Annotated in this window: 11 protein-coding genes; 6 read left to right on the forward strand and 5 right to left on the reverse strand. The window is 64.2% G+C overall.

Annotated elements, in window-relative coordinates; all coding sequences use genetic code 11:
• The 3 genes from acnA to C2U70_RS30085 all read left to right on the forward strand — a co-directional run.
• Window positions 1-2,137 (forward strand): aconitate hydratase AcnA (acnA, locus tag C2U70_RS30075; RefSeq protein WP_140982258.1); only part of this gene is annotated, 2,137 nt, incomplete at its 5' end.
• 241 nt (window positions 2,138-2,378) lie between these two features.
• Window positions 2,379-3,152 carry a DUF1223 domain-containing protein gene (locus tag C2U70_RS30080; RefSeq protein ID WP_140982259.1) on the forward strand — a complete coding sequence of 258 codons (774 nt, stop codon included), beginning with the start codon at window positions 2,379-2,381 and terminating at the stop codon, window positions 3,150-3,152.
• A 574-nt stretch (window positions 3,153-3,726) separates the two neighbouring features.
• Window positions 3,727-4,098: a DUF2794 domain-containing protein gene (locus C2U70_RS30085; protein WP_140982260.1), complete on the forward strand. Its 372-nt coding sequence runs from the start codon at window positions 3,727-3,729 to the stop codon at window positions 4,096-4,098.
• Window positions 4,099-4,204: 106 nt separating this feature from the next.
• On the opposite strand, the gene C2U70_RS30090 is transcribed toward C2U70_RS30085, so the two are convergent.
• The 4 genes from C2U70_RS30090 to C2U70_RS30105 all read right to left on the reverse strand — a co-directional run bounded on the left by C2U70_RS30090 (window position 4,205) and on the right by C2U70_RS30105 (window position 9,347).
• Window positions 4,205-4,735: a GNAT family N-acetyltransferase gene (locus tag C2U70_RS30090; protein WP_140982261.1), complete on the reverse strand. Its 531-nt coding sequence runs from the start codon at window positions 4,733-4,735 to the stop codon at window positions 4,205-4,207.
• A gap of 247 nt (window positions 4,736-4,982) precedes the next feature.
• Complete coding sequence (locus tag C2U70_RS30095) at window positions 4,983-5,774, reverse strand: Bax inhibitor-1/YccA family protein (RefSeq protein ID WP_140982262.1); 792 nt, start codon at window positions 5,772-5,774, stop codon at window positions 4,983-4,985.
• A 283-nt stretch (window positions 5,775-6,057) separates the two neighbouring features.
• On the reverse strand, window positions 6,058-8,628 hold the full coding sequence (locus tag C2U70_RS30100; RefSeq protein ID WP_140982263.1) for an ABC transporter permease: 2,571 nt from the start codon (window positions 8,626-8,628) through the stop codon (window positions 6,058-6,060).
• A complete protein-coding gene (locus C2U70_RS30105) occupies window positions 8,625-9,347 on the reverse strand; it encodes an ABC transporter ATP-binding protein (RefSeq protein WP_140982264.1) in 723 nt (240 codons plus the stop codon). The genes C2U70_RS30100 and C2U70_RS30105 overlap by 4 nt, the downstream gene beginning before the upstream one ends.
• Window positions 9,348-9,402: 55 nt before the next feature.
• On the opposite strand from C2U70_RS30105, the gene C2U70_RS30110 reads away from it, so the two are divergent.
• Both C2U70_RS30110 and thpR read left to right on the forward strand, forming a co-directional pair.
• The gene (locus C2U70_RS30110) at window positions 9,403-10,038 is read left to right on the forward strand and encodes an arylesterase (RefSeq protein ID WP_186294564.1); all 636 of its coding nucleotides are present in this window, start codon (window positions 9,403-9,405) and stop codon (window positions 10,036-10,038) included.
• A 172-nt stretch (window positions 10,039-10,210) separates the two neighbouring features.
• Entirely contained in the window at window positions 10,211-10,747 is a 537-nt protein-coding gene (gene thpR / locus C2U70_RS30115) for an RNA 2',3'-cyclic phosphodiesterase (protein ID WP_140982266.1), read from the forward strand.
• 24 nt (window positions 10,748-10,771) lie between these two features.
• On the opposite strand, the gene C2U70_RS30120 is transcribed toward thpR, so the two are convergent.
• Window positions 10,772-11,026 (reverse strand): type II toxin-antitoxin system VapB family antitoxin, encoded by a 255-nt coding sequence (locus C2U70_RS30120; RefSeq protein ID WP_140982267.1) that lies wholly within the window; start codon window positions 11,024-11,026, stop codon window positions 10,772-10,774.
• Window positions 11,027-11,213: 187 nt separating this feature from the next.
• On the opposite strand from C2U70_RS30120, the gene zapE reads away from it, so the two are divergent.
• Window positions 11,214-12,401 (forward strand): cell division protein ZapE, encoded by a 1,188-nt coding sequence (gene zapE, locus C2U70_RS30125; protein WP_140982268.1) that lies wholly within the window; start codon window positions 11,214-11,216, stop codon window positions 12,399-12,401.
• The last annotated feature ends 99 nt before the right edge of the window (window positions 12,402-12,500 follow it).

Consider the following 12,500-nt stretch of genomic DNA (forward strand, 5'->3'; position numbering starts at 1 on the left):
CAAGAAGGAGAAGATGACGGTCGGCAAGAAGACCGGCACGTTCGAGGTCGCCTATCCGGATTCGCTGGTCGGCACCGACTCGCACACGACCATGGTCAACGGTCTCGCCGTGCTCGGCTGGGGCGTTGGCGGCATCGAGGCGGAAGCCTGCATGCTCGGCCAGCCGCTGTCGATGCTGCTGCCCAACGTCGTCGGCTTCAAGCTGAAGGGCGCGATGAAGGAAGGCGTCACTGCCACCGACCTCGTGCTGACCGTGACGCAGATGCTGCGCAAGCTCGGCGTGGTCGGCAAGTTCGTCGAGTTCTTCGGCCCCGGCCTCGACAACCTCTCCGTCGCCGACAAGGCGACGATCGCCAACATGGCGCCGGAATATGGCGCGACCTGCGGCTTCTTCCCTGTCGACGCCGCCGCGATCGATTACCTCAAGACCTCCGGCCGCGCTGCGCCGCGCGTCGCGCTGGTGCAGGCCTATGCTAAGGCGCAAGGGCTGTTCCGCACCGCCAAGTCGGCTGATCCCGTGTTCACGGAAACGCTGACGCTCGATCTCGCCGACGTCGTGCCGTCGATGGCCGGTCCGAAGCGTCCCGAGGGCCGCATCGCGCTGCCCGCGGTCTCCGAAGGCTTTTCGCTCGCGCTCAGCAATGAGTACAAGAAGGCCCAGGAGCCGGCGAAGCGCTTTGCCGTCGAAGGCAAGAAATTTGACCTCGGCCATGGCGACGTCGTGATCGCCGCCATCACCTCCTGCACCAACACCTCCAACCCGAGCGTGCTGATCGGTGCGGGCCTGCTGGCGCGTAATGCCGCTGCGAAGGGCCTGAAGGCAAAACCGTGGGTCAAGACATCGCTCGCCCCGGGCAGCCAGGTGGTCGCGGGCTATCTCTCGGATTCCGGCCTGCAGGCCGATCTCGACAAGGTCGGCTTCAACCTGGTCGGCTTCGGCTGCACGACCTGTATCGGCAACTCAGGTCCGCTGCCGGAAGAGATATCGAAGTCGATCAACGACAACGGCATCGTCGCTGCCGCCGTGCTCTCGGGCAACCGCAACTTCGAGGGCCGCGTCTCGCCGGACGTGCAGGCGAACTACCTCGCCTCGCCGCCGCTGGTCGTCGCGCATGCGCTCGCCGGCAGCGTCACCAAGAACCTCGCCGTCGAGCCGCTCGGTGAAGGCAAGGACGGCAAGCCGGTGTACCTGAAGGACATCTGGCCGACGACGAAGGAAATCAACGCCTTCATGAAGAAGTTCGTGACCGCGTCGATCTTCAAGAAGAAGTATGCCGACGTGTTCAAGGGCGACACCAACTGGCGCAAGATCAAGACGGTCGAGAGCGAGACCTATCGCTGGAACATGTCGTCGACCTATGTGCAGAACCCGCCCTACTTCGACGGCATGAAGAAGGAGCCGGAGCCGGTCACCGATATCGTCGAGGCGCGCATTCTCGCGATGTTCGGCGACAAGATCACCACCGACCACATCTCGCCGGCCGGTTCGATCAAGCTGACCTCGCCCGCTGGCAAGTATCTCAGCGAGCACCAGGTGCGCCCGGCCGACTTCAACCAGTACGGCACGCGCCGCGGCAACCATGAAGTCATGATGCGCGGCACCTTCGCCAACATCCGCATCAAGAATTTCATGCTTAAGGGCGCGGATGGAAATATCCCCGAGGGCGGTCTCACCAAGCACTGGCCGGACGGCGAGCAGATGTCGATCTACGACGCCGCGATGAAGTACCAGCAGGAGCAGGTGCCGCTGGTCGTGTTCGCCGGCGCCGAATACGGCAACGGCTCCTCGCGCGACTGGGCTGCCAAGGGCACGCGTCTGCTCGGTGTGCGCGCCGTGATCTGCCAGAGCTTCGAGCGCATCCATCGCTCCAACCTGGTCGGCATGGGCGTGCTGCCGCTGACCTTCGAGGAAGGCACGTCGTGGTCGTCGCTCGGTCTCAAGGGCGATGAGAAGGTCACGCTGCGTGGTCTCGTCGGCGATCTCAAGCCGCGCCAGAAGCTGACCGCGGAAATCGTCTCCGGCGACGGCTCGCTGCAGCGCGTTTCGCTGCTCTGCCGCATCGATACGCTGGATGAACTCGACTACTACCGCAACGGCGGCATCCTGCACTACGTGCTGCGCAAATTGGCCGCGTAAACGCGGATTTGTGAACGATGGCTCACTGCGAAGTGAGTGGCGACTTCGGGGAAGGCGGCCTATCAACGGGCCGCCTTCGTGCGTTTCGCGGTGCGATCCGAACGGGCCCGGGCGGTGAAAGTACCGCGCCGGACGGTCGATTGTGCTGTGTTCGCGCGCTGCCAGCAGGGCAAATCCGTAAGACTACGGTGACCAATCCGGCATAAAATCCTTACATGAGCTACGGTATGCGGCGTTCAACATGGCAACAATGATGGCTACTCGTCTCTCGCGTTGGTCCGGGGCCCTTTGGTCGGGTGCACTGGGCGTCTGTGCCATCATCGCCGTCGTCAGGCCCGCCGATGCCGATCCGCGCGCCGTGGTCGAGCTCTTCACCTCGCAGGGCTGCTCCTCCTGTCCGCCCGCCGACAAGATCATCGGCGAACTCTCCGCCGATCCTTCGATCATCGCGCTGAGCATGCCGATCGATTACTGGGACTATCTCGGCTGGAAGGACACGCTCGCGGACTCGCGCTTCTCGGCGCGCCAGCGTGCCTATTCGCGGATGCGCGGCGATCGCGACGTCTACACGCCGCAGGTCGTCGTCAACGGCTCCGCGCATGTCATCGGCAGCGATCGCGCCGGCATCGAAAGCGCGATCGGCAAAACAGCCAAGAGCGATTCCGTGATGAGCGTGCCGGTGACGATGTCGCTGGCGGGTCGTCAGCTCAACGTCTCGGTTGCCGCCGGCAAGCTGCCTGCGGGATCGCATGGCGAGGTCTGGATCTGCTCCATCACCAGGGCGGTGCCGATCTCGATCTCGCGCGGCGAAAATCGCGGACAGCAGGTCACCTATCACAACGTCGTGCGCAACCTGCTCAAGGTCGGCGACTGGACCGGCAACCCCGAGAGCTGGACCGTGCCGCTGGAAAACCTGACGCGCGACGGCGTCGACGGCGCGGTGGTCTACGTCCAGGACGGCACGCGCGACAAGCCGGGCCCGATGCTGGGGGCGGCGTACACGTCGCTGCACTGAATCAGTCGCAGCACTCTAGGCCTCAAGCTCCGCTGTCATGCTCCGCGAAGGCGGGGCATCCAGTACGCCGCAGCTTCTCCGCATTGCTTCAAAGTCTCTGGAATACTGGATCGCCCGGTCGAGCCGGGCGATGACACCGCATGTGGCGATGCACGCGCGCAATGAGGGGGAGAAAAGGTCGTGTCGTCGAGCAACGTCCCGACACAAACAAAAAGGACCAACTCGCGTTGGCCCCTCTCGTGCGAACAGGCCCGATCCTGACGACCCCGGGGGGCTGGGGGCTGAGGAATCCGGAACCGAAAGGACCGGGCCAACGCACACGAATCTTTTCGCAGTGCAGGGCGGCAGGCGCTAGGCGGAAAAGCGGCCAGACTGTGATTCCTGCTAACGATCCCGTGACGGTATGTCGCTTGCCGGTTCCACAGCCCAAAGGTGCGGTCAAGACGCGAATTGAACGCGCGCGGCAAGTCCGCCTCTTGCGGCCGTTCCAGGTTGGCGCAATCATGCAAACGTCATGATCCAGGGCACGGGGACTTTGTGCGGGCTCATGGCGCGATGCGACAGGAGGCGCTCCATGAGTCTGATATCGGAGGATGCCGATCCGAGCGAGCAGCGCGCAGTGGCGCGAAGCGCCGCTGCGAGTTCCCCGCCCAATCGGGTGACGTTCAACCGCCTCGAACTGAACCGGATCCTCAATCTCTACGGCCGCATGGTCGCCGACGGCGAGTGGCGCGATTACGCCATCGACTTCCTCAAGGACCGCGCCGTGTTCTCGGTCTTTCGCCGCGCCTCCGAGGTGCCGATCTATCGCATCGAGAAAGATCCGCGGCTCGCGCGCAAGCAGGGCATGTACAGCGTGATCTCCGCGACCGGCCTGATCCTGCGCCGCGGCCACGAGCTCGACCGCGTGTTGCTGGTGATCGACCGCAAGCTTGCGGTGGTGTAGCAGCTCGCTCAGACGCCGGGCAAAGGCGCAACGCGCCGTGCCCACCATCCATCCGCGGAAACTAAGCGGTGGGCACGCTTCGCTTTGCCCACCCTACGAGAGCTACCTATTTCGTTGGCACCGTGCTGCCGCCCTCGCCCAGCTCCCGCTGCATCATCACCGTGTCCAGCCAGCGGCCGAATTTGAGGCCGACATTGGGATGCGTGCCGATCATCTTGAAGCCGCATCTGGTGTGCACGCCGATCGAGCCGGCATTGGCGGAGTCGCCGATCACGGCGATCATCTGGCGAAAGCCGCGCGCCTCGCATGCGACCAGCAGCTTTTGCAGCAGGATCAGGCCGATGCCGCGGCGATGGAATGACGGGTCGAGGTAGATCGAGTTCTCCACCGTGAAGCGATAGGCGGGCCGCGGCCGGTAGGCGCCGGCATAGGCATAGCCCGCCACGCGCCCGTCGAGATGAGCCACGAAATAAGGATAGCCGCCATCCATCAGTGCCCGATAGCGCCGCGTCATCTCGGTGAGATCGGGCGGCTCGAGCTCGAACGTTGCGGTGCCGTGGCGGACAGCGTGCTCGTAGATGGCGGTGATGGCGGGAAGGTCGGCCTCGGTGGTGGGCCTGATTTCAGGTGCGGACATGGGGGAAGATTAGAAGCTTCCTCCGGGCTCGGAAAGAGGCAGCGCCGCTTCCACACCGGCATTGCGAGCGCAGCGAAGCAAACCAGAAATGCATTCGAGGAGGGACTCTGGATTGTTTCGCGGAGCCTGTCATCGGGTCGCGCTTCGCGCGGACCCGTTGGCTCGCAATGACAAGCGGGAAGAGCATTCCCCAACAAAAACCCCGGCCTCGCGGCCGGGGTTGGTGTCGCTCACGCGCTTCCTGCGGTTAGTCTCGTTGGCCGAGCAACTGCAGCAGGAAGGTGAAGATATTGATGAAGTTCAGGTAGAGCGACAGCGCACCGGTGATTGCCGCGCGTTCGGCGATTTCGCCGCCCGCCGATGCGTAGCCGTAGATGTAGTCGTTCTTCAGGCGCTGGGTGTCGTAGGCGGTGAGGCCTGCGAACACGAGCACGCCGATGATTGACACGACGAACTGGACCAGCGAGCTGCCGATGAAGATGTTGACCAGCAGCGCGAGCGCGATGCCGATCATGCCCATGAACAGGAACGATCCCATTCCGGTCATGTCACGCTTGGTGGTGTAGCCGTACAGGCTCAGCGCGCCGAAGGTGGCCGCGGTGATGAAGAACACCCGTACGATCGAGGTGTGCGTGAACACCAGGAAGATCGACGACAGCGAGATGCCCATGAGTGCCGAGAACACCCAGAACAGGATCTGTGCGGTCGAGGGCGCCAGGCGGTTGATGCCCGCCGAGATCACGAACACCATCGCGAGCGGCGCCAGCATGAACAGCCACTTCAGCGGGCCGACATACATCGCGTAGCCGAACTGCGTCAGATAGGCGTTGCCGAATTTCATGGCGGCGCCCGACGGGTCGTTGGTCACGGCCGCCATATAGACGCCGAGCGCGGCAAGGCCGGTAATGGCCAGGCCGATGCTCATGTAATTGTAGATGCGCAGCATGTAGGCGCGCAGTCCGGCATCGACCGTCGCGGCGTCAACGCGCCCGGCGGCCCGGCCGAAAGGAGAAGCGTAGTTACGGTCTAGGTCCGACATGGTCGAATTCCCGTTGGTTGTCCGGTCTGGCACTAGGGTCCCCGCGCCGCCCGGTTCGTCAAATTCTATCCCGGATACCAATGCCAGCCGACATTAAATTTGGCTAACATTCGGTGGTCCGACACCCGCTCGATATGTGGGAAACTAACACATTCGCTGCAAGCGTCCACGCGCGGCTGAATGTCGCCCTCGGGGGTGCAATCCGAGCGAGCAGTCGTGGTTAACCCGGAAAACCGCGGATTCGCCGCGTCCCGGGTGCCGCGTCGCAACCCGCTTCAATTTGTCACAAATTCCGCAACACCGTGGCGGGCTTCTGGTTCAATGCCAGGAGCGTCCCGGCGAGCCCCAGGCCGACGGTGACGACGAGCGCGGAGGCGACCACGCCGGCAGCACTTCCGACCTGCCAGACGAAGGTCAGCGTCATCAGCCGCGTGACGATCATCCAGGCCGCGATGCTGCCGGCGAACACGCCGAACACCGCGGTGGCGAGACCGATCAGGAGATATTCGAGCGCATAGGCGCCGAGCAGCCGCAGCCGCGTTGCGCCCAGCGTCTTCAGGATCACGGCATCATAGACCCGATGGCGATGGCCGGCGGCAAGCGCGCCACCCAGCACCAGGATCGCGGAGATCAGCGTCACGGCGCTGGCGCCGCGGATCGCGAGCGCGAGGTTGGTGACGACGGAGCCGACCGTTTCCATCACCTCGCGGACGCGGACGCTGGTCACCATCGGATAGGCGTCCGCCACCTGCTTGATGATCTTGCCGTCGCCGGTTGCATCGCCATTGGCTTCGGTGAGCGTCGCGATATGGGTGTGCGGGGCGCCCTTGAAGGCGTTCGGCGAGAACACCAGCACGAAGTTGATGCCGAGCCCCTGCCAGTCGATGTTGCGAAGGTTGCTGATCTTCGCCGGAATGTCGCGGCCGAGCACGTTGACGACGATCTCGTCGCCGATGGCGAGACCAAGCCCGTCGGCGATCTTCTTCTCCATCGAGACGAGCGGCGGGCCGGCATAGTTGGCGCCCCACCATTCGCCCTCGATCACTTTCGAGCCCTTTGGCAACTCGCTCGTATAGGTGAGGCCGCGGTCGCTCTGCAGCACCCATTCGGCATCGGTCGCGGGCTTCAGCTCCTCGGCCTTGACGCCGCGCGCGGCGACGATGCGCCCGCGCAGCATCGGCACGTCCTCGACCTTCGCGCCCGGCGCGATTCCGCGCAGATAGGTGTCGAATTGCCCGGCCTGCGCGCTCGGAATGTCGATGAAGTAGAACGACGGCGCCCGGTCGGGCAGTGCTGCCAGAAACTGCCGACGCAGATTGCCGTCGATCTGGGTGATGGTGACGAGCACGGTGAGCCCGAGCCCGAGCGACAGCACCACCGACGGCGTCAGCGCGCCGGGCCGATGGATGTTGGCGATCGCCAGCCGCAGCATCGGCAGCCGCGTGCGCGGCAGTTTTCGCGCGATCGTCATCAACAGCGCGGCGATGCCGCGCAGGAGAGCAAATACGACGACCGAGGAGGCCACGAACACCGCGGCGATGCGTTTGTCGTAGGACAAGCCGATCACGACAGCGATGAGGAGCGCGACCACCACGGCCATGAAGGCGAGGTAGCGCCAGCGCGGCCGGTGCCATTCGGTGCTGATCGTGTCACGAAACAGGGCTGCGACCGGCACGTCATGGACGCGGCCGAGCGGCCACAGGCCGAATGCGAGCGCCGTGAGCAGCCCGTAGACGAGGGACAGCGCGAGCTCGTCGGCATGCAGCGCCGGCACCACCGGCAGCGGCAGCAGCTTTCCGAACATGCCGACGATCGCAAACGGCATCGCCGCCCCGAGCGCGAGCCCGATCACCGAGCCGATGCCGGCGAGCAGCAACACCTGGGCGAGATAGATGCCGAACACGTCGCGCCCGGTGGCGCCGACCGCCTTGAAGGCGGCGATCACCTCGAGCCGGCGATCGATATGGCTCTTCACCGCATTGGCAACACCGACGCCGCCGACCAGGAGCGCGGCGAGGCCGACAAGCGTCAAAAACTGCGTAAAACGGTTGATGTTGCGTTCGAGCTGCGGCGAGGCGTTGGAGCGGCTGCGGATCTCCCAGCCGGCCTGCGGCGCGGCATTGCGCGCATCGCTGATGAAGGTCTCGGTCGCGCGCTCGCTGTTGGCGAGATCAGGCAACTTCACCCGGTAGACCCAGCGCACCAGGCTGCCCGGCTGCAGCAGCCCGGTCGCGCGCAAGCCCGCCTCACTGATCAGGAAGCGCGGGCCAAAGCCGATGCCGCCGGCGAGCTTGTCGGGCTCGGCCTCGACGGTGCTGCGGATTTGGAAGCTGGCATTGCCGATCGTAACGCGATCGCCGTTCCTGAGGCTGAGGCGCGCGAGCAGCGTCGGATCGGCGGCCGCGCCGAACGCACCGTCGCGCTCGGCGAGCAGGTCGGCGAGCGGCATCGGCGGGGACAACGTCAACTGCCCGAGCATCGGATAGGCGTCGTCGACCGCCTTCATCTCGACCAGCGCGAGCTTGCCCTCGGCGGAACGCGCCATGCCGCGCAAGGTCGCCGCGATCGAGACCGTGCCGCGCGAGCGGAGGAAGGCGACCTCTTCGGGTTTTGCCTCGCGCTGGAACAGCACGAAGGACGCATCGCCGCCGAGTAGCGTGCGGCCTTCGCGCGCGAGCCCGTCGCTGAGGCTCGCCGACACCGAGCCGACACCGGCGATCGCCATGACGCCGAGCGCGATGCAGGCGATGAAGACGTAGAAGCCGCGCAAGCCGCCGCGCAATTCACGCAAGGCGTAACGGATCGACAGAGCGGCCGCGCGATTGCGCGTAAACGGATCGGCGGCGACGCTCATGAGCTGACGGTCTGCGTGTCGATGCGGCCGGAGCGCAGGCGAATCACGCGGTCGCAGCGATGCGCGAGCGAGGAATCATGCGTCACCAGCACCAGCGTCATGCCGCGCTCGGCATGCTTGGTGAAAAGCAGGTCGACGATCTGTTTTCCCGTGGCCTCGTCGAGATTGCCGGTGGGCTCGTCCGCGACGAGGATCGCCGGATCCGGCGCGAGCGCGCGCGCCAGCGCAACGCGCTGCTGTTCGCCGCCCGAGAGCTGCGATGGATAGTGATGCAGGCGATCGCCGAGTCCGACGGATTTCAACTCTTCGGCGGCGCGCGTTGCCGCATCCGGATTGCCGGCGAGCTCGAGGGGGACTGCGACGTTCTCCAGCGCGGTCATGGTCGGGATCAGGTGGAACGACTGGAAGACGATGCCGACCTGGCGGCCGCGGAAGCGCGCGAGCGCGTCCTCGTCGAGGGCATTGAAAGGCGTGCCCGAGACCACCACCTCTCCGCTATCAGGACGCTCCAGCCCCGCCATCACCATCAGCAGCGTGGATTTGCCCGAGCCTGACGGGCCGATCAGGCCGATCGCCTCACCCGAGCCGACGCGCAGGCTGATATCCTTGAGAATGTGAACGCGTGCCGCGCCCGTGCCCAGTGAGAGATTGACGTTGGCGATGGAAATCGTGTCCGGCGTCGTGCCTGACAGTGAAGAGGATTCGATGCGAGTGTCCATGGTCCGGTCATATGGCAACTCCGATAGCCCGGTCGAGAGGCGTTACGGATTCTTCATGCACATAGCCGTGTTGATACTCGCTTTGATGCCGGTTTTGGTGCCCGCTGCGCGAGCGCAGGAAAAGCCGGTCAAACTGGTCGTGCTCGGCGACTCCCTCAGCGCCGGGCTCGGTCTCCCGGCCCAGGATGCGTTCCCCGCCAAACTCAAAAAGGCCTTGCAAGACAAGGGCATGGCGATCGAGATGACGAATGCCGGGGTGTCCGGCGACACCTCCTCCGGCGGTCGCGACCGGCTCGACTGGTCGGTCCCCGACGGAACCGGCGGCGTGATCGTCGAGCTCGGTGCCAATGACGCCCTGCGCGGCCTCGACCCTGACGTCACGCGCGCGGCCCTGTCTGACATATTCGCGAAGCTGAAAGCGCGCGGCATCCCGGCGATGCTCTGCGGCATGGTCGCGCCGCCGAACTATGGCGCCGACTACGCGGCGCGCTTCAATTCGATTTATCCGGATATCGCCAAACAATACGGCGTGCCGCTCTATCCGTTCTTCCTCGAAGGCGTCGCGGCCGATGCAAAGCTCAATCAGGCCGACGGCATTCATCCGACGGCTGCCGGCGTCGACATCATCGTGAACAACATCATGCCCACGGTCGAGGCATTTCTCGGCACGATCGCTGAGCAACGGCGTTGAAATGCAGGCAGCGCTAACCCTAATTCCCAGGGTTTTCCCGGAGGAGGGCGGCCTAAGCTTCGCAGAGTCACATAACTGCGATAGGAATCAGGTTACCGGTGATTCGTCGCCGGCTCTAATTTGGATATGATCCCTTGCGGGGATCGTACCCAAGCATCGGGAGTGCGCAACGATGCCGCGTTTGTTCACGGGTCTGGAAATTCCGGCCGAAGTCGGCCAAACGCTTTCCAACTTAAGGGGCGGCCTTCCCGGCGCCCGCTGGATCGATCCCGAAAATTATCACGTCACCTTGCGCTTCGTCGGCGACATCGACGGCGTCACCGCCAACGAGATCGCCTCGATGCTGTTTCGCGTCGACCGCAAGCCGTTCGAGGTGAAGGTGCAGGGCCTGCAGAGTTTTGGCGGCCGCAAGCCCCGCGCAGTGGTCGCCACCATCGCGCCGAGCAAGCCGCTGATGGAATTGCAGGCCGAGCTCGAACGCATGATGCAACGCATCGGCCTCAATCCCGAAGGACGCAAATACATTCCGCACGTCACGCTGGCGCGATTGCACGACGCCTCCGACCAAGACGTCGCCGACTATCTCTCGCTGCGCGGCTACTTTCCGAGCAAGGCGTTCATGGCGGAACGTTTCGTGCTGTTCTCGTCACGCGCCTCGACTGGCGGCGGGCCGTATGTTGTCGAGGACAGCTACGAGCTGTGCGCGTGACGCTTTCACAGGCGTGAGGCGAGGTCAGCGCGGCAGTCCGCGTTCGTCATATCCGACAACTTCGTCCTGCGTTCGATAGTCGACCACTGGGAGCTCGCTCCGGCGCCGGCGGATCTCGGCCAAATCGTCCAACAAGGCGGCTCTATGATATTGGCTGCCAATCCGGAGCAGACGCTCCTCGATCGCTCGCTGCGTCGCCATCGCGATGGTCTCGCCGGTGATTTCGGCTAGACGCTGGGCCAAATGCTCGGTCTCGGAATCCTCGATGCTAAGAGCCATGCCAGTTTCCAGTTTCCTCGTCGCCTAGTTTACCTCAATCGCATTTGGGCAGAACCCGGCATGTTCTTCTTAACTTCTTGAGATTCCAAGCATACCCCTTATTCGTGGGTATGTAGGACCAAGCGCATACGCCGTTGCGCCAATAGATAGTTGCATTTTGCTCCCGTCTCTGGCGGTAAGAAGCCCCATGCTCTCCACCCAAAACTCTTCGTTCCGCGCGGAATATCAGGCGCAGGTTGATTCCGGCGCCATTGAGTCGGACCCGGCCCAGGCCGAGGTCGCGGAGGCCTATGCGGAGCTGGAGCAGCGGCTCATGGGCTACAAGCCGACCCGCAAGCAGGGCCTGCTCGGCCGCCTGTTCGGCAACGGCGACAAGGGCGAGACGCCGCGCGGGCTCTACATCCATGGCGAGGTCGGCCGCGGCAAGACCATGCTGATGGACCTGTTCTTCCAGCACTCGACCGTCGAGCACAAGCGCCGTGCGCATTTCCACGAATTCATGGCCGAGGTGCATGAGCGCATCTACGGCTATCGCCAGAACATCGCGCGCGGCGAGATTGCGGATGCCGACGTCATCGGTCTCACGGCGAATGCGATCTTCGAGGAGAGCTGGCTGCTCTGCTTCGACGAATTCCACGTCACCGACATCGCGGACGCGATGATCCTGGGGCGCCTGTTCGCAAAACTGTTCGAGCTCGGCACCGTCGTGGTTGCGACGTCGAACGTCGCGCCGGACGATCTCTACAAGGGCGGCCTGAACCGCGCGCTGTTCCTGCCCTTCATCGTGCAGATCAACGACCACATGGATGTGCTGCGGCTCGATGCGCGCACCGACTTCCGATTGGAAAAACTTCAGGGCGTGCCGATGTGGCTGACGCCGGCCGACAGCGAGGCCAATGCCGCGCTCGATCGCGCCTGGGCGAAGATGACCGGCAGCGCAAAGTGCAAGTCGCGCGACATTTCGATCAAGGGCCGCATCCTGCACGTGCCGTGCTCGGCGCATGGTGTGGCGCGGTTTTCGTTTGCGGATCTCTGCCAGAAGCCGCTCGCCGCATCCGACTACCTCAGGCTCGCGCACGACTATCACACCATCCTGGTCGACCATATTCCAGTGATGGATTTGTCCGAGCGTAACGCCGCAAAGCGCTTCATCACGCTGATCGACACGCTCTATGATAACGCTGTCAAGCTGATGGCGTCGGCCGAAGCCAATCCGGTGTCGCTGTATCTGGCGAGCGAAGGCAACGAGGCCAACGAGTTCAAGCGCACCTCGTCGCGCCTGATCGAAATGAGCTCGGAATCCTATCTGGCGCTGCCTCACGGCCGCAAGGATTCCACCGCCAGCGGCTCCACCAAGGGTCTGGTGGAGACTTAAGTCCTAATTTCTGCCTCCGCCGTCATTCCGGGGCGTGCGTTAGCGCGAACCCGGAATCCATTCATCAGCGGGCTCTGTTGCCCGATGGATTCCGGGCTC

The organism is Bradyrhizobium guangdongense, from assembly GCF_006483445.1.
In the GTDB taxonomy this organism is placed as follows: domain Bacteria; phylum Pseudomonadota; class Alphaproteobacteria; order Rhizobiales; family Xanthobacteraceae; genus Bradyrhizobium; species Bradyrhizobium guangdongense_A.